At 68.3% G+C, this 21433-nt stretch carries 24 protein-coding genes; 14 read left to right on the top strand and 10 right to left on the bottom strand.

Annotated features, from left to right (window positions below):
- Positions 1 to 20 precede the first annotated feature (20 nt).
- A complete protein-coding gene (locus LC066_RS06790) occupies positions 21 to 1082 on the top strand; it encodes a metallophosphoesterase family protein (protein ID WP_224897420.1) in 1062 nt (353 codons plus the stop codon).
- A 126-nt stretch (positions 1083 to 1208) separates the two neighbouring features.
- Here the strand turns inward: LC066_RS06790 and LC066_RS06795 are convergent, their stop codons facing one another.
- The 6 genes from LC066_RS06795 to LC066_RS06820 form a co-directional block, all read right to left on the bottom strand.
- Entirely contained in the window at positions 1209 to 1604 is a 396-nt protein-coding gene (locus LC066_RS06795) for a cupin domain-containing protein (RefSeq protein ID WP_224897422.1), read from the bottom strand.
- A 44-nt stretch (positions 1605 to 1648) separates the two neighbouring features.
- Positions 1649 to 2284, bottom strand: coding sequence for an NADPH-dependent F420 reductase (locus LC066_RS06800; RefSeq protein WP_224897424.1), 636 nt, complete (start codon positions 2282 to 2284; stop codon positions 1649 to 1651).
- A gap of 64 nt (positions 2285 to 2348) precedes the next feature.
- A complete protein-coding gene (locus tag LC066_RS06805; protein WP_224897426.1) occupies positions 2349 to 3113 on the bottom strand; it encodes a carboxymuconolactone decarboxylase family protein in 765 nt (254 codons plus the stop codon).
- A 105-nt stretch (positions 3114 to 3218) separates the two neighbouring features.
- Positions 3219 to 4148 (bottom strand): LysR family transcriptional regulator, encoded by a 930-nt coding sequence (locus LC066_RS06810; protein ID WP_318246705.1) that lies wholly within the window; start codon positions 4146 to 4148, stop codon positions 3219 to 3221.
- 46 nt (positions 4149 to 4194) lie between these two features.
- Positions 4195 to 5214, bottom strand: a complete 1020-nt coding sequence (locus LC066_RS06815; protein ID WP_224897428.1) for a PQQ-dependent sugar dehydrogenase — start codon at positions 5212 to 5214, stop codon at positions 4195 to 4197.
- A complete protein-coding gene (locus tag LC066_RS06820) occupies positions 5201 to 5647 on the bottom strand; it encodes a cupin domain-containing protein (protein WP_222479542.1) in 447 nt (148 codons plus the stop codon). Before LC066_RS06820 ends, LC066_RS06815 begins: the two co-directional genes overlap by 14 nt.
- Positions 5648 to 6046: 399 nt before the next feature.
- Between LC066_RS06820 and LC066_RS06825 the strand changes: the two genes are divergently transcribed.
- From LC066_RS06825 to LC066_RS06835, 3 genes are all read left to right on the top strand, one after another.
- Positions 6047 to 6400 carry a cyclophilin-like fold protein gene (locus tag LC066_RS06825; RefSeq protein ID WP_224897430.1) on the top strand — a complete coding sequence of 118 codons (354 nt, stop codon included), beginning with the start codon at positions 6047 to 6049 and terminating at the stop codon, positions 6398 to 6400.
- A 130-nt stretch (positions 6401 to 6530) separates the two neighbouring features.
- Complete coding sequence (locus tag LC066_RS06830) at positions 6531 to 7277, top strand: SDR family oxidoreductase (RefSeq protein ID WP_224897431.1); 747 nt, start codon at positions 6531 to 6533, stop codon at positions 7275 to 7277.
- Between the two features lie 105 nt (positions 7278 to 7382).
- Positions 7383 to 8330 carry an alpha/beta hydrolase gene (locus LC066_RS06835; RefSeq protein WP_224897433.1) on the top strand — a complete coding sequence of 316 codons (948 nt, stop codon included), beginning with the start codon at positions 7383 to 7385 and terminating at the stop codon, positions 8328 to 8330.
- 341 nt (positions 8331 to 8671) lie between these two features.
- Here LC066_RS06835 and adh read toward each other — a convergent pair whose 3' ends face one another.
- The 3 genes from adh to LC066_RS06850 all read right to left on the bottom strand — a co-directional run bounded on the left by adh (position 8672) and on the right by LC066_RS06850 (position 12691).
- Entirely contained in the window at positions 8672 to 10189 is a 1518-nt protein-coding gene (adh, locus tag LC066_RS06840; RefSeq protein ID WP_224897435.1) for an aldehyde dehydrogenase, read from the bottom strand.
- 185 nt (positions 10190 to 10374) lie between these two features.
- Positions 10375 to 11325: a helix-turn-helix domain-containing protein gene (locus LC066_RS06845; protein WP_222479532.1), complete on the bottom strand. Its 951-nt coding sequence runs from the start codon at positions 11323 to 11325 to the stop codon at positions 10375 to 10377.
- 193 nt (positions 11326 to 11518) lie between these two features.
- Positions 11519 to 12691, bottom strand: a complete 1173-nt coding sequence (locus LC066_RS06850; protein WP_224897437.1) for a cytochrome c3 family protein — start codon at positions 12689 to 12691, stop codon at positions 11519 to 11521.
- A 224-nt stretch (positions 12692 to 12915) separates the two neighbouring features.
- On the opposite strand from LC066_RS06850, the gene LC066_RS06855 reads away from it, so the two are divergent.
- The 10 genes from LC066_RS06855 (at position 12916) to LC066_RS06900 (ending at position 21193) form a co-directional block, all read left to right on the top strand.
- Positions 12916 to 14193, top strand: coding sequence for a Na(+)-translocating NADH-quinone reductase subunit A (locus LC066_RS06855; protein WP_224897438.1), 1278 nt, complete (start codon positions 12916 to 12918; stop codon positions 14191 to 14193).
- Positions 14190 to 15011: an RnfABCDGE type electron transport complex subunit D gene (locus tag LC066_RS06860; RefSeq protein ID WP_224897440.1), complete on the top strand. Its 822-nt coding sequence runs from the start codon at positions 14190 to 14192 to the stop codon at positions 15009 to 15011. The genes LC066_RS06855 and LC066_RS06860 overlap by 4 nt, the downstream gene beginning before the upstream one ends.
- On the top strand, positions 14999 to 15796 hold the full coding sequence (locus LC066_RS06865; protein WP_224897442.1) for an FMN-binding protein: 798 nt from the start codon (positions 14999 to 15001) through the stop codon (positions 15794 to 15796). Before LC066_RS06860 ends, LC066_RS06865 begins: the two co-directional genes overlap by 13 nt.
- A gap of 3 nt (positions 15797 to 15799) precedes the next feature.
- On the top strand, positions 15800 to 16462 hold the full coding sequence (locus LC066_RS06870; protein ID WP_224897444.1) for an NADH:ubiquinone reductase (Na(+)-transporting) subunit D: 663 nt from the start codon (positions 15800 to 15802) through the stop codon (positions 16460 to 16462).
- Entirely contained in the window at positions 16462 to 17073 is a 612-nt protein-coding gene (gene nqrE / locus LC066_RS06875) for an NADH:ubiquinone reductase (Na(+)-transporting) subunit E (RefSeq protein ID WP_224897446.1), read from the top strand. The genes LC066_RS06870 and nqrE overlap by 1 nt, the downstream gene beginning before the upstream one ends.
- On the top strand, positions 17070 to 18302 hold the full coding sequence (nqrF, locus tag LC066_RS06880) for an NADH:ubiquinone reductase (Na(+)-transporting) subunit F (RefSeq protein WP_224897448.1): 1233 nt from the start codon (positions 17070 to 17072) through the stop codon (positions 18300 to 18302). The genes nqrE and nqrF overlap by 4 nt, the downstream gene beginning before the upstream one ends.
- Before the next feature lie 3 nt (positions 18303 to 18305).
- Positions 18306 to 19292, top strand: a complete 987-nt coding sequence (locus LC066_RS06885; RefSeq protein WP_224897450.1) for an FAD:protein FMN transferase — start codon at positions 18306 to 18308, stop codon at positions 19290 to 19292.
- Position 19293: 1 nt separating this feature from the next.
- Positions 19294 to 19464 carry a hypothetical protein gene (locus tag LC066_RS06890; protein ID WP_224897452.1) on the top strand — a complete coding sequence of 57 codons (171 nt, stop codon included), beginning with the start codon at positions 19294 to 19296 and terminating at the stop codon, positions 19462 to 19464.
- Positions 19461 to 19856, top strand: coding sequence for a CBS domain-containing protein (locus LC066_RS06895; RefSeq protein ID WP_224897454.1), 396 nt, complete (start codon positions 19461 to 19463; stop codon positions 19854 to 19856). Before LC066_RS06890 ends, LC066_RS06895 begins: the two co-directional genes overlap by 4 nt.
- Before the next feature lie 92 nt (positions 19857 to 19948).
- On the top strand, positions 19949 to 21193 hold the full coding sequence (locus tag LC066_RS06900) for an Hsp70 family protein (protein ID WP_224897456.1): 1245 nt from the start codon (positions 19949 to 19951) through the stop codon (positions 21191 to 21193).
- Between the two features lie 3 nt (positions 21194 to 21196).
- Here the strand turns inward: LC066_RS06900 and LC066_RS06905 are convergent, their stop codons facing one another.
- A complete protein-coding gene (locus LC066_RS06905; RefSeq protein WP_224897458.1) occupies positions 21197 to 21427 on the bottom strand; it encodes a hypothetical protein in 231 nt (76 codons plus the stop codon).
- Between the last annotated feature and the right edge of the window lie 6 nt (positions 21428 to 21433).

Consider the following 21433-nt stretch of genomic DNA (forward strand, 5'->3'; position numbering starts at 1 on the left):
AACCGGCCGAAAGGACGATCATGAAACGCAAGATACTTCGGACCCTCGGCGTGGCCTTCGCGCTGTTGCTGGTGCTGACCGCCGGGGAACAGCAGGTGTTCCGCTTCGGCGCGGATGAGGCCCGGGCTGCCATTCTTGGCGATTTTCCGGCCCGCGATGACCGCGCAACCCCGCAGCAGGTGCTGGACCAGGTGGTCGGGCAGGGCGACCGGCTGACCCTGTTGGCCGCGGGCGACGTGGCCGAATGCGGGCGGAAGGATACCCTCGGCCAGGTCTGGCCCGCGCTGACCTACGACCTGGGCCTGCCGGTCGAAGTGGATCGGGACGGGGCCGGGGCGCTGCAGACCGCCGCCCTCGCAGACCTCTATCCCGACGACCTCGTTCTGGGGCTGGGAGATCTGGCCTACCGCCGTGGCACGCGGGCGGAGTTCGACACCTGTTTCGACCCGCTCTGGGGCGCGCTGGCGCCGCGCCTGCTGCCGACACCGGGCAATCATGAGTATCGGGTGCCGGGCGCCAACGGTTATTATGAATACTGGGGGCAACAGGCGGGCGCGGACCGCACGGGCCACTATGCGCTGACATGGCGCAACTGGCTGTTGCTGTCGCTGAACTCGGAAGATGACGCCGACGAGGGCTCCGCGCAGCGCGCCTGGCTGGATGCCCAGCTGTCGGCGCACCCCGATGCCTGCGTTTTGGCCTATTTCCACAAGCCGGCCTGGTCGCTGCGGGACCGCCCGGGCAGCGAGGCGGCGCGGGCACTCTTCGCCCGGCTGGAGGAAGCTGGTGCGACCGCGGTGCTGAACGGGCACAATCACTTCTATGAACGTACGCGGCCCCTGGATGCGGCGGGGCAGCCGGTGGCGGACGGGCTGATCGGCTTCACCATCGGTGTGGGCGGAGAGACGAGCCACGCCACACCGGCAAAGGCCAGCACCGCGCGCGCCGTCTTCGGGGAAACCGGGCTGCTGCGTCTGACACTGGGGCAGGACAGCCTCGGCTGGGACTTCCTGTCGGCGGGTGGCGGTAAGGATCTGGACAGCGGCGTGATCCCCTGTCGCGCGCGCGGGCAGGACGCCTGAGCGTGGGCTGGGCCTGGGCGCAGGGCTGGTTCCCGGAAAGGGGGGCGGACATGAAAAGGGTCCGGGACCAACTGGCCCCGGACCTTGCCGGAAGTCGGCCGGACCCGAGGGGCCGGCCAGGGGCGCTCAGGCGCCGTATTCTTCGTCGGTGACCTTTTCCATCCAGGTGACGGGGGAGCCGTCGATGCTTTCCTGGATGGCGATGTGGCTCATGGCGTTCTCGGGGGAGGCGCCGTGCCAGTGCTTTTCGCCGGCGGGGAAGAAGACCACGTCGCCCATGGTCACTTCCTCGATCGGGCCACCTTCGCGCTGCACCCAGCCACGGCCGTAGGTGATGATGATGGTCTGGCCCGCCGGGTGGGTGTGCCAGGCGGTGCGGGCGCCGGGCTCGAAGGTCACATGGGCGCCGGAGGTGCGGCCCGGTTCATCGGCCTGGAACATCATCTCCAGCCGGACGGTGCCGGAAAAGGTCTCTTCGGGGCCGGGCATCGAGGGATTGCTGCCGCAACGAATGATTTTCATTTTTCTTCTCCTTGGTCTGTGGGCTGTCCGTCGGCGCGAGGCTCTCAGGACAACTTGTCGAAATTGTAAATCAGGGCCGGGCCGCCGGGCTGGACGTAGGCCAGCTCGACCGTCGCCATGGCGAAGGGTTCGATATAGCGCCCGTTGCGCAGCCCGCCTGCTTCCAGTGGCTCGAAGCCGATATCGCGGATCAGGGCGCCGGCCTCCTGCTTGGCCCCGGCATCGTCGCCGTAGGTCAGGACCTGGGGCGCCGGTGCCTGGCCCTTGCGATCGAACACCGGGCGGAAGCTCTCGGAAGGGGTGGTGTTGAAGCATGACACCCAGCGGGCGCCGGGACGCATCCGCGCCAGTTCCTCGGCACCGGAGGAGGTCCGGCCGACCACAAGGTCACGGTTCTGCTCATCCAGCGGCACGCAGCAGTTCAGCACCAGCTGCCCGTCCAGATCGCCCGCCTGGTCCAGCACGTCTTCGACGCGCGACCAGTGCACGGCCAAAAGCAGGGCATCAGCGTCACGTACGGCCTCGGCGACGGAGCCGCTGCGGCCTCCCGCGTCACGTGCAAGCCGGTCGAGTTTCGACTGGCTGCGGGAATAGGCGAAGGTCACCTCGTGGCCGCAGCTCGCCCAGAGCGTGCCCAGTTTGGCGCCCATCAGGCCGGATCCGAGAATGCCGATCTTCATTGCTAACTGCTCCTTGAAGGGGGGGAGGGCCGGACATTTCGTCCGGCCCACCAGTCTGTCTGTCTTATTCGGCGCGGCTGGCGAAAACCTCTTTCGCCACCGGCATGGCCGAAAAGACCTTGGGCCAACCGGCGTAGAAGGCCAGGTGCGACAGCATCGCGCCCGCTTCTTCCTGGGTCAGGCCGTTGTCCATGGCGCGGTTCAGGTGGAAGGTCATCTGTTCGGGCTGACCGGCGGCGATCAGGGCGGCCACGGTGACCATCGAACGGTCACGCGGCTCCAGCGCCGGGCGCAGCCACATGTCGAGGAACAGCAGCTCCTCGGTGGTGTCCACGACACCCTGGCTGACATTGCCGTAGTTGTCCTGCACCATGGTCTGGCGGGCGTCTTCGCTTTCCTGATCCAGCGGCAGCATCTCTTCCGGCTCGACCGCGGGCAGGTCCTCGGCGGTAATGCCGCGGGCCTCGTAGACCGGCGCCATGGCTTCGGCTGCGGCAGTGGCATTGCCCCAGCCGGTGTAGAAGGCCAGGTGGGTGATGGTTTCCGACAGTTCCGCCGGGGTCACGCCGGCGTCCAGCGCCAGTGCCACGTAGGAGCCCAGGTTCTCGGTCTCGTGACGGGTCATCAGCGCGGCGAAGGTGACCAGCGCACGGTCCCGCATCGACATGGCCTCGCCGCTCCAGACGGAGCCGAAAAGATCGTCGGTGGAATAGGCCTGCAGGGCGGGGGCCACCTGGCCCACGGCGTCGGGCAGGGTGGTCTCAAGCTCCTGTGCGGAAGCACCGGAGGCGAGCAGGGCGAGGGCAGAGGCGGCAAGACGGGTCTTCATGGAAAACTCCTTTGATGTCGATGTCGTACCTCTGATCTGGGGTTGTGGCCCTCTGTCTCAATGCGCCGGGACAGCAGCCCACTCATGAGGGGATTTCATCAATCCTCAGCGCCGGACGCGCAGGGCGTCCAGCACCACCTCGAAGGCCGACGACGGGCGCTGCCGCGAGGGGTAGTAGAGGTGGAAGCCGGGGAAGGCGGGGGAGTAATCGCCCAGGCACATCTGCAACCGGCCGTCGGCCAGCTCGGCCTCGACCATCTTGTCGGGCACCAGAGCCAGGCCGTGCCCGTCCATCGCGGCGCGCAGCACAGGGCCGATGGTATTGAAACAGGCCTGCCCCTGGACCTTGACCCGGATCTCGGTCCCGTCCTTCTCTTCGAATTCCCAGGCGTAGAGGGCGCCGTGGGTGGTCAGGCGCAGGTTGATGCAGGCGTGATCCGACAGGTCCTGCGGCGTCTGGGGGACGCCCGCGCGTTCGAAATACTCGGGCGTGCCGACGCAGACCATGCGTTCGTCCGGGCCGATGCGCATGGCGATCATCCCGTCGCTGACCTGGTCGCCGTACCGCACCCCCGCATCGCATTGCGAGCTGGCCAGGTCGGTGAAGCCGTAGTCGACCACCAGTTCCACGTTCACCGCCGGGTATTCCTTCAGCACCGGCGACAGTTTCGGCCAGAGGATGTAGTCGATGGCGTAATCGGTGGCGACGATCCGCACCGTGCCCGTGGGCTGGTCGCGCGAGTCGTTCAGCGCCTGAAGCCGGGCCTCGATCTTCTCCAGGCAGGGGTTCAGCGTCGCCAGCAGGTCTTCGCCTTCCAGTGTCGGCGCGACGGACCGGGTGGTGCGGGTCAGCAGGCGCAGGCCCAGCCGTTCCTCCAGCCCCTTGATGGTGTGGCTCAGCGCCGATTGCGACACGTTCAGACGTGCGGCGGCACGGGTAAAGCTGCGCTCTTCGGCCACGGCGGCCAGCGCAATGAGATCGTTAATGTTTTCGCGAAGCATCTGAGAGGCCTTGATCTGGGAACCGATGATCATCCGGTGGCCTCTCAGTCTATCTGGGGCGAGGGGGGGAGGTCCAACGCTATTCTGACCCAGGGTCAATTCGGAGCAGGGCGTCGTCCGAGGCCCCGTCGCGGCGCGGCGAGCGGTTGGTGGTGATCGCCAGGATCTGACCGTCGCGCAGGGCGATGTCGCGGGTCCGCTGGCCAAGGTCATGGGCCTCGCTGACCGTGCCGTCGGGCATGATACGCAGGATCCCCTGGGTCCGCAGACCCGCCAGAAGCAGATGCCCCTCCGCCCAGGCCAGCCCGGAAGGCGCCCAGGTGCTGCGGCCCGAATGGGCCAGGGGCGGGATCATGCCGTCAGCGGTTTCATCCCCTTGAACCAGCGGCCAGCCGTAGTTGCCGCCCGGCACGATCCGGTTCACTTCGTCGTGACCAGACTGGCCGTGTTCGGCGGCATAGAGCTGTCCGTCGTCATCCCAGGCCAGACCCTGCGGGTTGCGGTGGCCCAGCGAATAGACCGGCGAGCCGGGGAACGGGTTGTCGTCCGGCACCGCACCCTCGGGCGTTAGGCGCAGGATCTTGCCCGCCAGGCTGTCCATGTCCTGCGGCCGGGCGCGGTTCTCGGTCCAGCCGGTGGTGACATAAAGCATCCCGTCCGGACCAAAGCCCAGGCGCCCGCCATTGTAGAGCGGATGGCCCGGGATGCCGTCCAGCAGGACGCGCGTCTCGCGCCAGACCTCGCCGTCCAGCGCGATCTCGAGCACCCGGTTCTGCCGGGCCTCCGGGCTGCCGACATGCTGGTAGACCACGGCGCGGCGGGTCTCAGTGAAATCGGGGCGCAGGGCGAGGCCCAGAAGGCCACCGCCGCGGTCGTTGAGGGTGGGCACGGAGGTCTCCACCGGCATGCGGCTGAAGGTGGTCCCATCGAAGAGGCCAAGGGTGCCGGCCTTCTCAGTGATGTAGATGTCATCGCCCGCGGTCGCGATCGACCAGGGATAATCCAGCCCGTCCAGAACGGTTTCGCTGGCCTGCGGGGAGGCTGGCAGCAGCAAGGCCGCTGCCAGCGCCGCCAGCCCGAGGGGCTTAGTCGGCTGCATATTCTTCGTCCGTGACCAGCTCACCCCAGTTCACGCCCTTCTGGACGGCGTAGTGGGTGACGGAGGTCTCATCGGTGGCGCCGTGCCAGTGATCGACCCCCGGCGGGGCCCAGACCACATCGCCGGCACGCATGATCTGTTTCGGCTGACCGCGTTCCTGCACCCAGCCGGTGCCCTTGGTGACGATCAGCATCTGGCCTTCGTCATGGGTGTGCCAGGCGGACCGGGCGCCGGGCAGGAAGGTCACTTCGCCGATGCTGACGTCGCCGATCTCAGGCGGGACCACCGGGGCGACATAGGCCGTGCCGGCGAAGGTGTCCGAGCTGCCGATCTGGCCGGGGCGATCTTCGGCGCGGGTGATCTCCAGTGATTGTGCCGAGGCGGCGGCCGGGGCGGCCAGTGCCAGGGCAAGGGCGAGGGGGGCGAGTTTCATGGTCGTCTCCTTCATGTGGGGGACCCCGTGGTCCCGACCCGGGGGATCCGGGCCTGTGGGACAGCAGATAGGATAGAGGGGCTATCGGTTAATGCCGCATGCGCCGGACACATCCATGAGCGACCCTCATCAGTTCGTGCGCGTATGCGGGGCGCAAGGGAACCCGCCATCGCAGAATGATCGACATAGCGGCGGCAGGCGATTGATGAGTGCGCCTCATGAGTGGCAGTTCCGGCCCGGCTCTTCCCCTTGCCGCGATCCCGGCTAGATGCTGTCCTGTCCGAAGAGGAGACCGCCGGGATGATGCGCCGTGGCTTCATTGCCTTGCTGGCAGCGGCCAGCCTTCTGCAGGTGATCCCGGGGGGCCCTGCCATTGCCCAAACTGCGAAAGAGGGTGCCATGACCAAGATCACGATCACCGTGGGCGACGATGTTCTGACCGCGACGCTGGATGACAGTGCTGCCGGCCGCGATTTCGTCGCCATGATGCCCATGGACCTGGAACTCAGCGACTTCCACGGCATTGAGAAGGTGGCTGATCTGCCGCGCAAGCTGGACACCACCGGTGCCCCGGCCAGCTACAAGCCCGAAACCGGGGACATCACGCTTTACGCGCCCTGGGGCAACCTGGCGATCTTCTACAAGCCCTTCCAGTCCTCGCGGGGGCTGGTCCGGCTGGGGGCCTTCGACGGCCCGCTGGACGCCTTGCTGCAGGATGGCAGCTACACCGCCCGCTTCGAACTGGCGGACTGACCCGCGCCGGGCGTCTGGCCCGGGAAATGACACTTCAAAACGCCCCGAGGCGCCGCCCATGCGTGCGGCTCAGGGCGTCCTGCGGCCCGCAGTAAGGCGTGGCCGCACCAAAGAGAAAGGACCAACCGACATGACCGACAACATCAACGGCAAAGTCATCGTGATCACCGGCGCCTCCAGCGGCATGGGCGAAGCGACCGCCCGCGACCTGGCGGCCAAGGGTGCCAAGGTCGTCCTGGGCGCCCGCCGTGCCGAGCGCCTGGAAAGCCTGGTCAAGGACATCGAGGGCCAGGGCGGCACCGCCCTGGCCGTCGCCACCGACGTGACCAAGCGCGAGGAGGTGCAGCGCCTTGTCGATACTGCCAAGGAAACCTATGGCCGCGTCGACGTCATCTTCAACAACGCGGGCCTGATGCCCCTGTCGATGCTGGCCAGCCAGAAGGTCGACGAATGGGAGCAGATGATCGACGTGAACCTGAAGGGCACGCTGTACGGCATCTCCGCCGTGCTGCCGATCTTCCAGGAACAGAAGTCGGGCCACGTGATCAACGTGTCCTCCGTCTACGGCCACAAGACCGTGCCCACGGGTGCCGTATACTGCGCCACGAAACACGCCGTCCGCTCGCTGTCCGAGGGCCTGCGCCAGGAGGTGAAGGACTACAACGTGCGCGTCACCGTCATCTCGCCCGGTGCCGTGGATACCGAACTGACCAGCCATATCACCGAGGAAGGCACCGGCGACACGGTGCGCGATTTCGTCAGCCAGATCGCCATCCCGGCCAGCACCATGGCCGACATGGTCTCCTTCGCCGTGTCGCAGCCTGAAAACGTGGACGTGAACGAGATCCTGTTCCGTCCCACCGTGCAGCCCGAGTGATACCGAACGGGCGCCGGGCCTCTCTCCCCCTTCGTGGCCGGCGCCCCTGGCACCCGCTTCCCTCTGGCGGCGGGTGCCGCAAATTTTCAGTGAAAGACCTCTCCCATGAGCAAGAACAACTACATCTTCGAGCTGTCGGACAAGGTGACCCGCACCTCCGTCAGCTATACCACCCGCTATGGCATCGCCCTGGCCGCCGACCTCTACCGTCCCGCCGATTTCGACGAGACCAAGGAATACCCCGCGCTGATCGTCGGCGCCCCCTATGGCGGCGTGAAGGAACAGGGCCCCGGTATCTACGCCAATGAGATGGCGCAGCATGGCTATGTCGTGCTGACCTTCGATCCGGCCTACAACGGCTATTCCGAAGGCGAGCCGCGCCACCTCTCCTCGCCCGACCTCTTCGTCGAGGACTTCATGGCCGGCGTCGACTTCCTGGGCACCCGCGTCTTTGTCGATCGGGATCGCATCGGCGCCATCGGCATCTGCGGCTCGGGCGGGTTCGCCCTGTCGGCGGCGCAGGTCGATCCGCGCATTCAGGCCGTGGCCACCGTGTCGATGTATGACATCGCCCGCATGCACAAGATGGGCATGAACGACAGCATGTCCGACGAGGACCGCGCCGGTTTCCTGAAAATGGTCGCAGACCAGCGCTATGCCGACTTCGAGGCCGTCGATCCGGCCCTGACCGATCGCGGCGCCCTGCTGGGCTGGGACGAGGACAGCCACCCCGTGGGCATTGAGTTCGGCGAATTCTACTCGCGTCCGCGCGGCTATCACCCCAACTCGATCACCCAGTTCACGGTGACCAGCGCCGCCAGCTGGATGAACTTCGGCCTGCTGGACAACCTGTCCTGGCTGAACGGTCGTCCGATCCTGCTGGTGATGGGTGAAAAGGCGCATTCGGCCTACTTCAGCGAAGACGTCTACGAGGCGGCGGCGGAGCCGAAAGAGCTCTACACCGTGCCGGGGGCCAACCACGTCGATCTGTATGACAAGACCAACCTTATCCCCTTCGAGAAGCTGAAAGGTTTCTTCGACGACGCGCTGTAAGCGCCCCCTGTCAGGGTGAACGGCCCGGGCCTGATGCGCCCGGGAAAGGAAAGACCGGCGCCGGGCGCCGGTCTTTCGCGTTCCGGCCAGGCCGACCGGGAGTTCGGAGGCAGGGCGACCTGTCCGGGCGCGTCCGACCCGGGGCGGGGCCGGGCGCGCCGCGCATCGCCGGGAGGGGGGGCGATGCGCAATCCTGTGGCCGGACCCTCGCCCCTGGGACGAGGGCAGGGCCCGGCCTGATCGTCCCGCCGGTCTTGGATCGGGCCCGGACACCGGGGTTCGAGATGGAACGGCCACCCCGGTCTCCGGACCGCGCCAGCGGGACGACGCGGGCGCTGGCCTCAGAAAAAGCCCAGCTTGTTGGGGTTGTAGGACATCAGGATGTTCTTGGTCTGCTGGTAGTGATCCAGCATCATCTTGTGGTTCTCGCGCCCGATGCCCGACTGCTTGTAGCCACCGAAGGCCGCATGGGCAGGGTAGGCGTGGTAGTTGTTCACCCAGACCCGGCCCGCCTGGATGGCGCGGCCAACCCGGTAGCAGCGGCTGGCGTCGCGGGTCCAGACACCGGCGCCAAGGCCGTACATCGTGTCATTGGCGATCGCCAGCGCCTCTGCCTCGTCCTTGAAGGTACAGACCGAGACGACGGGCCCGAAGATTTCCTCCTGGAAGACCCGCATCTTGTTGTGGCCCTTCAGGATCGTCGGCTCGATGTAGTAGCCGCCATCCAGACCGTCGACTTGCGCGGCCTTGCCGCCGGTCAACACCTCGGCGCCTTCCTCGACCCCGATGGTCAGGTAGGACAGGATCTTTTCCTGCTGCTCGCGGCTGGCCTGGGCGCCCACCATGGTGTCCATGTCGCGCGGGTCGCCGCGCACGATGGCCTCGACCCGGGCGATGGCACGCTTGATGAACTCCTCATAGATGTCTTCCTGGATCAAAGCGCGGGACGGGCAGGTGCAGACCTCACCCTGGTTGAAGGCAAAGAGGACGAAGCCCTCGACCGCCTTGTCGAGGAAGGCATCATCCTCGGCCATGACATCGCTGAAGAAGATGTTGGGGGACTTGCCGCCCAGCTCCAGCGTCACCGGGATCAGGTTCTCGGTTGCGGCCTGCATGATCTTGCGCCCCGTCTCGGTCGAGCCGGTGAAGGCGATCTTGGCGATCCGCGGGGAGCTGGCCAGGGCCGCGCCCACCTCGCCGCCGAAGCCGTTGACGATGTTCAGAACGCCCGCGGGCAGCAGATCCTGGATCAGGTCCATCAGCACCATGATCGCGGCGGGCGTCTGTTCGGCGGGCTTCAGCACGATGCAGTTGCCGGCGGCCAGGGCGGGCGCCAGTTTCCACGCCGCCATCAGGATCGAGAAGTTCCACGGGATGATCTGGCCGACGACGCCCAGGGGCTCATGGTAGTGGTAGGCCACGGTATCCGCGTCGATCTCGGACATGTTGCCTTCCTGGGCGCGCAGCACACCGGCGAAATAGCGGAAGTGGTCCACGGCCAGGGGGATGTCGGCCAGGGTCGTCTCGCGGATCGGCTTGCCGTTGTCCCAGGTCTCGGCCCGGGCCAGCAGGTCCAGGTTCTCCTCCAGGCGGTCGGCGATCTTCAGCAGGGTGTTGGCGCGTTCGGTGGCCGAGGTGCGGCCCCAGGCATCCTTCGCCAGATGGGCGGCGTCCAGCGCCAGGTCCACGTCGGCCGCGCCGGAGCGGGCCACCTCGCAGACCACCTCGCCGGTGATCGGCGTGACGTTGTCGAAATATGTGCCGCTGACGGGGGCGGTGAATCGCCCGCCGATGAAGTTGTCATAGCGGCTCTGGAAGGGCGAGGTGCGGCTCAGGTCGGGTTGGCTCATCTCGTTCATGACAGGTCTCCTCCGTCTGTCGGAATTCCTCCGGCACCCTCCTCGGCGCCGGTGAAGGAGATCTGGCATTGTGGCGGCGGCGTTGTCAGCGGGGGCAGGGCGGCGGAGGGGGCAAAACTGTCTCAGGGGTGAGACACCTTGCGGCGGGCGGCCATGCTGCAGCTGCGAAATGCGGGGCGGCGCGGTCAGTCTGCGCCGGAGATGCCCAGCCGTTTCATCCGGCGGTAGAGCGTCGCGCGCCCGATGCCGAGCGCGCGGGCCGCGGCCGAGACATTGCCGTTGGCGCGCGCCAGGGCCCGGGTCAGTGCGGCCTTCTCGGCCCCCGACAGCCCCTCGGAGGTTTCCCCAAGAACGTCGCGCAGCGGCACCGGGCGCAGGGCGCCCTGGCGCGCCAGGCCGCAGCCGATCCGCGCGCTGCGCGTGGCGCCCACGACCAGACCATCGCGATCCACCGCCAGCAGGGCGGTGCCGGCGCGGTCATCGCCGACCAGAACGATCTGGCGGTCGCTGTGGATGTCACGGAAGAGGTCGATCTCGATCTTGCTGGCAATGCCGCTGACCATGGCGCCGATCAGCTGGTTGAACCCGTCGCTTTCGGCGCGGGGCGAGGACACGTCCAGCGCCGCGATCAGCGTGCCTTCGTGGTCGAAGACCGGCGCGTCGATGCAGCTCATGGCGATATTGCGCGCCAGGTAGTGCTGGTCGCGATGGATGATCAGGGGGCGTTTCTCGGTCAGGCAGGTACCGATGCCGTTGGTGCCCTGGGCCTCCTCGCTCCAGTCGCCGCCCGCGACCAGGCCGGAGCGGATGAAGTCGGCCTCGTCCGCCGCCCGTTGCCGCGCCCGCAGGATCAATCCGCGCGCATCGGTCATGAAGACGCCGTGGCCGCTTTGTCCGATGGTGGAAAACAGCTCGTCCAGGCGTGGGCTGGCGACATGCAGCAGCCGGCCCAGCACTTCCTCCTGTTCGGCCAGGCGCGCGGTATCGCGGTCCTGCGGCGGGGCGGCGGCCGGGTCCAGGCGGTGGTGGGCGAAGGACCGTTGCCAGGACGCGGCAAGACGGGAGCGCGCGGCGGAAGCGTCACAGCTGACGGTCCGCATCACGCGGGTCACATGGTCGTGGTCACGGCCGGTCATCGGGCGCCTCCTCCCTTCCTCCTGGGTGACCCGACCGTCGGCCGGGTGACCCGAGGTTAGAATATGACCGGGCCGATGCGGTCGAGGCAAGCCTCAGTTTGAGACAGCCGGGCAGGGCCGGGCGGGCCCGCTGGACAAGACGAAGGCGCCGCCCGGGGGGACGGCGCCTTGCGTACGTGGTCAGGCCTGCGCTTCAGCGCAGGATGTTCAGGCTGTCGAAGTCGATGCTGTCGGTGGCGCCGGCCAGGTCCTCGATCGAGTCGTAGAGCAGTTCCAGCGCGTAATGCGGATTGTGCGCGTAGATGCCCGGATCGGCGGTGACCAGCTTCCAGTTGTAGGCCGCTTTCAGCGAGCGCGGCGTCCAGGCGGCATAGTTGACACTGCTGCCGTCGACCTGGTCGGCCACCCCGTCGCCATTGGCGTCGGCGAAGAAGTAGGGGTAGTGCGGCTCAAAGACCAGCGCGGTGCCCGCGACCTCGCTGGTATAGGTCACCAGCGTTTCCATCAGCAGCTGCGCATTGGCCTCGATGTCCGAATGGATGCCGACCGTCAGGTTGCCGGAGCCGTCATAGCTTTGCTTGCGGATGCGGATCGCCTCCGAAGTTTCGGCATCGTGGCAGGTGGCGCAGGTCTCCACCTTCACCTCCAGGCTGTGCGGGTTGTGGCAGGACACGCAGGAAGCCACCGGGCGGGCATGGAAGAAACGGCCCGAGTAGGTCTTGCCCGGGTAGTGATAGCCCGCGCCCCCGTAACCGCCCAGCCAGCTGGCGGCGGCGGTGGCGTAGTGCGGGTTCACGAAGCGCAGCTCTGCGTCGACGGTGTCATCGGGTTTCGAGGCGGTCGCATTTTCGACAGTCGCCCCGGCGGCGCGCCCCTGGTGACAGGTCATGCAGGCGGCTTCGACGCCGACGACGGGATGCACGACGCCCGACGGCAGGGTCAGTTCAGAGATCGAGGCGAGGCCGTCGTTGTGGCAGGTCTCGCAATCCACGACGCCACCGGCGGGAATGGGCGCTTCGGGCAGGCCAGGTTCGCTGCCATCCAGCCCGTGGAAGCTGCGGAAGCCCGCCCCGGCGTGACAGACCGAACAGTTGGGCGGCACCGCGCCTTCGTCATCCCAATGCGTGAAGGCCTCGGCGGTGGCATCCGCATGGCCGCCCTTCAGCCAGGCGGTGATCGCGGCGGTGTTCTGTTCGCCCAGGGATTTCGGCTCGAACGGACCGGCGTCCGGCAACAGGAAGGGTGTGATCGCCTCCTCGCCGGAGGGGGCGGATGAGTCCTGTGCCTTTGCGCTCGGCGTTCCCGTCAGGAAACTGGCGAACAGCAGGGCGAGGACCGATGAAACGGTAATAATTTTCCCACGCATTGGTTTTTCCCGGCAGTTGGCTATCAATTGGGCTACGGGTCCGATGATACCTTGGGATAGCGTTCGAGCAATGACACGAACGTGAATGTGGCGAAAAAACTCTCATTCAAACATATGTTGCAAAAGCACTTTTTAATTATCGCGCGGAATTGTCAGGGTTTTGTGGACGTGGTGCTTAATTTGGCAGAAACCTGTTCCAAGGGTGAATGCAGGTAGGAGAGACAATGCTGTCGCAGCTCATGCAGGCAGGGCTTAATCCGACGGTGCGTTCGGCGCCGCTGACAGGCGGCGAGCCGGTGGAGCATTGGACGGAAGAGGCTGCGGTCCTGCCGCAGCATCGCGAACATCTGCGTGTCGACATGGTCGTGCGGGAAGGCGAGGCCGTGGCCGGTGGTGCGCCCGTGGCTCGCCTGCGGGACCACCCGGAGATCGCCCTGGTGGCGCCGATGCCCGGCCGTGTGGCGAAGGTGCACCTCGGCCCTGGGCGACAGCTGCATGAGATCGTGCTGTTCCGCGATGCGGGCGGAGACATGCGCCGCCATGACACCCAGGCAGCCGGGGCGGGCGATGGCAGTGCGCTGCGGACCCTGCTGCAGGACAGCGGACTATGGCGACAGTTCCGCGCCCGGCCTTTCGGCCGGATGCCCGCCCCTGGGGCCGTCCCGGCAGCGATTCTGGTCATGGCCGCGGACAGCCGTCCCCTGGCGCCCAACCCGCTGGCGATGCTGGAAGGGCGCGGGGAGGACCTGATGCGCGGGCTCGCCGCGCTTGGTCACCTGACCGAGGGGCCGGTCTACCTGTGTCAGCGCCGCGGCCCCGCGCTGGCCGGGCCGGGCGCGGTCGAAGGGCGGCTACGCCTGCTGCGCAGCGGGCCGCGTCACCCGCAGGGCCTGGCGGGGCACCAGTTGCATCATCATCACCCGGCGTCCGTCGAAGCCCCGGTCTGGGACATCCACGCCGAGGATGTGGCCGACCTCGGTACGCTGCTGGAGACCGGCCTGCGCCCCGCGCTGCGCACCGTTTCGGTGACCGGCCCGGCCCTGAGCGAGGCGCGGCTGCTGCGTTGCCAGGACGGGGCGCATCTGGCCGGGCTGTGCCACGGGCTGACCGTGCCGGGGCCGCATGATCTGGTGTCGGGCTCGGCGCTGGACGGGCACAGGGCGGTCTGGCTGGCGCCGCGGGATCGGCAGCTGTCGGTGATGACCCATCACCATGGCGCGCCCCGGGGCCACTGGTTCCGCAACGCGCTCAGCCGGGCCGCGCGGCCCGTGCCGCTGATCCCCACGGCCGCGCTGGAACAGGCTCTTGGCGGGGCCCTGCCGGCCGTCGCGCTGCTGCGGGCCCTGTCGGCCGGCGATGACGAGACCTTGGCGAAGCTGGGCGGCCTGACCCTGCTGGAAGAGGACCTGGCCCTGGCCGACTACGTCACCGGGGCCGAGCCACGGCTGTCCGCGCTCCTGCGCGGGGCGCTTGATCGGATCGCGGCGGAGGAGGGGGCATGATGCGCGGCATCTGGGATCGTGAAACCGTGGCCCTGCTGCTGCTGGCGGCGCTGATGCCGCTGGCGCTGGCCTGGCTGTGGTACGGTGGGATCGAGGCGGCGGGTCGGCTGGCGCTGACCCTGCTGGTCTCGGGCCTCTGGCACCTGATCTTCATGCTGGCCCGGGCCCAGCCTCCCAGCTTTGCCGGCGCCCTGACGGCGCTGGCCGTGGCCATGCTGGCGCCCGAGGATCTGGGGATCTTCCGCCTGGTCATGGGCATCAGCTTCGGCACCGTGATGGGGGAGCTGGTCTTCGGCGGCTGGGGGCGCAATGTCGTCAATCCGGCGACGATCACCCTGGCCTTCCTTGGCTTCGGCTTCCCGGCGGCGCCCTGGCCTGACTTCGTGCTGCCGGTTGCCTGGGCGGCGATCCCGGCGGCGGGGCTGGGGATCCTGCTGGGCGTGATATCGGGGCGCATCATCGCGGGGGCGCTGCTGGCGGCGCTGTTGGCCTGGGCGATCCCGGGCGGGGCCTGGCCCGCGGGGCTGGAAAAGGTGCTGCCGGTGGCCTGGATCGGGCTGATCCTGCTGGTCTGCGACCCCGTCGCCAGCGCCGCCACGCGGCCCGGTCGCTGGGGCAACGGCCTGCTTTACGGCGCGCTGATCGTGCTGTTCGCCACCGGCTGGGACGGCGGGGCGCCGGTGCAGATCACCGTTTCCGCCGCCCTTCTGGCCTCTCTCGCCGCCCCCATCCTGGACGAAGCCGCCATCGCGCTGTGGCGCGCAAGACGCCATCGCGCGCTGGCGCGCAAGACGGAGGACACATCTTGGCTGACCTGAACCCCTTCTCGGCCTGGCGCCGTCTGCTGGCCCTGCCGAATGAAAGCCGGACCAAGACAGTGCTGGTGGCCTTCCTGGTCTCCGCCTGCTGCGCGGTGATGGTCAGCGGCGCCACCGTCGTCCTGCGCCCGATCCAGGCGGCCAACCGCGCCGCCGAGGAACAGGCGCGGCTATCGGCGCTGGTGGCGGGCATCCCCGGCATGTCGACGCTGCTGGAACAATCGGGCGGCGCCCTGTCGACGGTGGTGATCGACCTGGACACCGGCCGCGCGGCGACCGAGGTGAGCCCGGCGACGCTGGAAACCACCCTGGCCGATGCCGGCAACTGGACGGTGCTGGACCCAGGCGCCGACATCGCGGGCCTCGTGCAGCGTCCCGATTACGCGCAGATCTACCTGCTGCGCAGCGAGGGCGAGGTGTCCCTGCTGCTGCTGCCCTTCAGCGGGCAGGGCTACAACGGGCGCATCGACGGCATCCTGGCCCTGAAGGGCGACATGCACACCATCGCCGGGCTGACCATCACCGGCCAGTCCGAAACCCCCGGCCTCGGCGCCCGGATCGAGGAACCGGCCTGGCAGGCGTCCTTCAACGGGGTGGAGACCACGGATGACAGCGGCGAGATCCGCTTTGCCGTCGCCCGTGGCCCGGCCTCGACCGAGTATGAGGTCGACGGGATCACCGGCGCCACCCGCACCTCCTCGGCGATGACGCGCATCATCCGCTTCTGGCTGGGCGAGGAGGGCTATGGCCCGCTGATCGAGGCCGTCCGGCGCGGGGAGTTCTGAGCCATGACCGCGCCGTCCCCTCTCTGGTCCACCTTCACCGATCCGCTGGTGCGGCAGAACCCTGTGACCCTTCAGATCCTCGGCATCTGTTCGGCCCTGGCGGTCACCACCTCGATGCCCACGGCGCTGACCATGGCGGCCTCGCTGACCACGGTGCTGGTGCTGTCGGCGGGGATCATCAGCCTGATCCGGCGGCATATCCCCGACACCATCCGGCTGATCGTGCAGATCGTCATCGTCGCCTCGCTGGTGATCGTCATCGACCAGCTGTTGCAGGCCTATCTGTTCGAGATCAGCCAGAGCCTGTCGGTCTTCGTCAGCCTGATCACCACCAACTGCCTCGTGCTGGGCCGCACCGAGAGCTTCGCGCGGCTGAACCCGCCGGGCCGCTCGATGATCGACGCGCTCGGCAACGGGCTGGGCTATTCGCTGATCCTGTGCCTTGTTGGCGCTCTGCGGGAACTGTTCGGCGCGGGCAGCCTGATGGGCCTGCAGGTGCTGCCGCTGGTTGAACAGGGCGGCTGGTTCACGCCGCTGGCGCTGATGCTGCTGGCGCCCTCGGCCTTCTTCATCCTGGGCGGGCTGGTCTGGGCCATCCGCTCGATCTGGCCAGACCAGGCGGAGGCGCCCGACACGGTGCCGCCCGAGGTGGAGGAGGGCGCGTGATGGCAGACCTCTGGTCCCTCTTCCTGTCGGCGGCCTTTGTCGAGAACCTGCCGCTGACCCTGTTCCTCGGCCTTTGCACCTTCCTGGCGCTGTCGAAACGGCCCGAGACGGCCGTGGGCCTGGGTATCGCCATGATTGCGGTCATGGGCGTGACGGTGCCGCTGAACCAGGTGATCTACACCGCCGTGCTGGCCCCCGGCGCCTGGGCCTGGGCGGGCTACCCTGAAATGGACCTCTCCTACCTCAGCCTGGTGGCCTTCATCGGGGTCATCGCGGCCATCGTGCAGCTGCTGGAAATGCTGCTGGACCGCTTCTTGCCCAAGGTCCACGCGGCCTTCGGGGTCTTCCTGCCGCTTCTGACGGTGCAATGCGCCATCCTGGCGGGCAGCCTCTTCATGGTCGAACGCAACTATGACCTGGCCGAAAGCTTCGTCTTCGGGATCGGCGGCGGCACGGGCTTTGCCATCTCGGTCATCATGCTCTCGGCAATCCGAGCGCGGCTGGCCTATGCCGACCTGCCCGCGGGGCTGCGGGGTCTGGGCATCACCTTCATCCTGGCCGGGCTGATGTCGCTCGGCTTCTCCTCCTTCGCACAGATGGCCGCGCAATGACCGACGAGATCCTCCTCGCCTCCCTCATCGTTGTCCTGCTGGTGGTGGGGCTGACCCTGGGCCTGCTGCTGGCGCGGCGGCGACTGGTGCCGCAGGGGGGCATCACCATCACCGTGAATGGCACGAAGGAGATCGAGGCACACCGCAGCGACCGCCTGCTGGGGGTGCTGCATGGCGCCGGCATCGGCATTCCGGCGGGCTGTGGCGGGTCGGGCACCTGCGGGCTCTGCCGCGTGGTGGTCGAGGGGGAGGGCGCAGGCGAGGCGGGCGCGACCGAACGTGGCATCCTGTCGGCGGCGGAACGCAAGGCGGGCAAGCGGCTGGCCTGCCAGACGCAGCTGCGCGGCCCCTGTTCCGTCACCGTCCCGGAGGATTTCCTGTCGGGCGGCGGCGGCTTTGAATGCACCGTGGTTTCGAACCGCATGATGGCCCCGCTGATCCGCGAACTGGTGCTGGAGCTGCCCAAGGGGCACGACTTCAACTTCCGCGCCGGGGGCTTCATGCAGCTGAACGCGCCGCCCTACAGCCTGAACTTCGCCGAGATGCCGGTGGATGAGACCTTCCGCGCCGCCTGGCACCAGGCCCGCTGGGACAGCCTGACCTCGGAGATCGACGATCAGGTGACCCGCGCCTATTCCATCGCCTCGCGCCCGGAGGATACCGCAGCCGGCCGTGTCGTCTTCAACATCCGTCTGGCGGTGCCGCCTGCGGGCCGCGAGGAAGAGATCCCGCCGGGGCAGGTGTCGTCCTGGCTCTTCGCCCGCCAGCCGGGCGACGTTGTCGAGGTGTCGGGCCCGTTTGGCGAGATCCATGTGCAGGACACCACCTCGGACATGGTCTTCATCGGCGGCGGCGTCGGCATGGCACCGCTGCGCGCGATGATCCACGAACAGATCGGGGCCGGGACCACGCGCAAGATGCGCTATTTCTACGGTGCGCGGTCGGTGGCGGATCTGTTCTACGTCGAGGAATTCGACGCCATCGCCGACGCGCACCCGAACTTCGACTGGACACCGGCCCTGTCGGACCCCGCGCCGGGCGACCGCTGGACCGGGGCCACGGGATTCATCCACGAGACGGTGATGCGCGCCATGCAGGGCCACCCTGCGCCCGAGGACTGCGAATACTACCTCTGCGGCCCGCCGGTCATGATCTCGGCCGTGCTGGCCACGCTGGAACGGCTCGGGGTCGAGCCGGAGAACATCTACAAGGACGATTTCGGAGCCTGAGCCATGCAAAGCGACTTCTCGAAACGACCGACCCGCCGCGCCCTGCTGGGCGGGGCCGCCGCGACCCTGGCCCTGCCGGGTCTGTTGCGCGCCGGCACCCGCGCGGTGGAAACGCTGAGCGGCCCGGCCTTCGGCACCAGCTGGCAGGTCACCTTGCCCGCGGGGCGGGGGATAGAGACGCTGCGCGCCCCGATCATGGATCTGCTGGCCGGGATCGACAGGCAGATGTCGCCCTGGCGCGCCGACAGCGACATCAGCCGCTTCAACGCCGCCGGGCCGGGCACCTGTGCGCTGCCCGCCGAGACGCTGGCAGTGACCCGCGCAGCGCTGGCGCTGGCCGAGCGGAGCGGCGGGCATTTCGACCCCACGGTCGGCCCGCAGGTCGCCCGCTGGGGCTTTGGCCCCATTGCGGGTGATGGCGCGGCTGACTGGCACGGGCTGACGGCGGACGACGGCGCCGTCATCAAGGCCCGGGCCGGTCTGACGCTGGATCTCTGTGGCATTGCCAAGGGCCTCGCGCTGGACCGGATGGTGGCGCTGGTTCGGGAAGTGGGCCACGATGATCTGCTGATCGACCTGGGCGGAGAACTGGCCGCGCGCGGACGGCACCCCGAGGGGCGCGCCTGGCAGGTGGCGGTGGAGGATCCGCGCCCCGAGACCACCGGCCTTGCGGGCATCCTGTCGCTGACCGGTGCCGTTGCGACCTCCGGCCTGAAGACGCAGAGCTATACCTTGGACGGCGCCCGCTACGGCCATATCATCGACCCGGAGACCGGCGCGCCCGTGGCGTCCGGCCCGTTGTCGGTTTCGGTTCTGGGGGCCTCCGCGATGGAGGCCGACGGCTGGGCCACCGCACTTTTCGCTGCAGGCGCCGCGGGACCCGCTCTGGCCCGCCGCGCCGGGATCGATGCGCTGTTTGTCAGCGCCGCGCCGGTCGGGCTGACGTCCGAGACCACCGGCACCTTCGCCACCCATCTGAAAGGGGCCTGAGATGGAACTTTTCCTCGTCCTCGCCATCTTCCTGCTGGCCGCCGGGGGCCTGGCCCTGGGCCTGGCCTTTGGGCGCGATCCCGTCCAGACCTCCTGCGGCGGCGCCGCGAAATGCGGCCGCGCCTGCGAGGTCTGTCCTAACCGGATCGCCGCGATGGAGGAGGAGGCATGAGCACCGAGGCCCGCGTCTCCGTCCTGATGCAGACCGACTGGGTGGAAGTGACGCCCGAAACGCCCATGCGCCGCGCCGCCGCCCTTCTGGTCGAGGGGCGGGCCGCGGCCGCTGCGGTGGTCGACGACGAGGGGCTGCTGGTCGGCATCCTCAGCCAGAAGGACTGTTTCCGGCCCGCGCTCTATGCCTCCTACTACCAGGAATGGAAGGGCAACGTGGCCGAGAACATGAGCCGGGGGGCCATCACCTGCAACGCCGAGGATGACCTGATCTCGGTCGCTGAGGCCTTCACCAACTGCCCGCACCGGGTCTTCCCGGTGGTGGAGGAGGGGCGCGTGGTGGGCATGCTGCGCCGCTCCGACGTGCTGGCGGCGCTGATGGACATGGGCTGAGACGGGGGAGAGACGGGCGGGCGCGCTTTGCGCCTTGCCGGTCTCCACCGGATCGGGTAGCCCGGCAAGCTCTTCCGACGCAGGAGCTTTCCATGTCCGCCCCCGATCCCGTCCTGGCAATCGATTTCGGCACCTCCAATTCCGCTGCGGCGATCCTGGAGGGAGGCACGCTACGCCGCATCGCCATCGAGGCGGGCGAGGAAACCCTGCCGACGGCGGTCTTCTTCGACAGTGATACCGGCGCCATGCTGATCGGCGCGGCGGCGGCGGAGGCGCTGATCGCCGGCGACGAGGGGCGCTACATGCGGGCGCTGAAGTCCGTGCTGGGCACCAGCCTGTTCCACGAAAAACGGCTGGTCGGCGGCAAGCGCCGCACCCTGGCCGAGATCGTCACGGCCTTCCTGGTGGCGGTGAAGAACCGCGCCGAGGCAGAGACGGGCCGGACCTTCACCCGCGCGCTGTCGGGTCGCCCGGTGCATTTTCACAGCAACGACCCAGAGCGTGATGCCCAGGCCGAGGCGGACCTGCGCGGCTGCTATGCCGCCGCCGGGTTCGAGGAGGTCCAGTTCATGTTCGAGCCCGAGGCCGCGGCCCTGGCCAGCCTGGGCGATGGCCACCCGGGCGAGGTCGGGTTGATCGTCGATATCGGCGGCGGCACCTCGGATTTCACCCTGTTCCGGGCCGAGGGCAACGGAATCGGCATCATCGCCAGCCACGGCATCCGCCTGGGCGGCACGGATTTCGACCACGCGGTGTCGATGACCCATGCCATGCCCGAACTGGGTCTTGGCGGAGAGCTGCGCCGCACCTTCGGCGAGGGGCTGCTGCCGGTGCCGAAGCCGATCTACGTGGACCTGGCGACCTGGGCCAAGATCCCCTTCCTCTACACCGCCGAGACCGCCCGCGCCGTGGCTGACATGGAGGCCCATGCGGTGGATGCCGCCCGCATGGCGCGCCTGGCCACGGTGATCGAGGACCAGTTGGGGCATGAGCTGGCCTTCGCGGTGGAACGCGGCAAGATCGGCGCCAACGGCCGCGAGGGGGCCGGGCAGATCGACATGGGGATGGTGGAACGCGGCCTGACGGTGCGCACCACCGCCGGGTCGGTCAATGCGGCGCTTTCGGAGGCGCGCGAGGCCTTGCGTGGCGCGATCTACGACACGCTGGTGGCGGGGGGCGTGGCGCCGGGGCAGGTGAGTTCCGTGATCCTCGTCGGCGGGTCGTCCCTCATGGGGCTGGTGCAGGAAGAGGCGCAGGGGATCTGCCCGGGCGCCAAGCTGCGCCGGTCCGAGGCCTTTACGGCCGTTGTGGATGGGCTGGCCCTGGCCACGGCCTGAGCGCTACAGCCCCGCCAACCGGTGCAGCGTGTCGCGGAGCGCGCCGAAGAGGTCGGGCAGGCCCATGGCCGCCTTCAGATCCTTGCCCCAGAAGACCGCATCCAGCAGCGGGTCCATCAGCGCATCGGGCAAGGGCAGCTCGAAGGCCCAGTCGACGATCCGCTCGCCCGAAAAGGCCCAGAGCAGGACCAGCGCGGCGCTGAGGGTGAGGAAGAAACGCAGGTTGCGGGCCATCGTCAT

Source organism: Pseudooceanicola marinus, assembly GCF_020177265.1.
GTDB classification, from domain to species: Bacteria; Pseudomonadota; Alphaproteobacteria; order Rhodobacterales; family Rhodobacteraceae; genus Pseudooceanicola; species Pseudooceanicola marinus_A.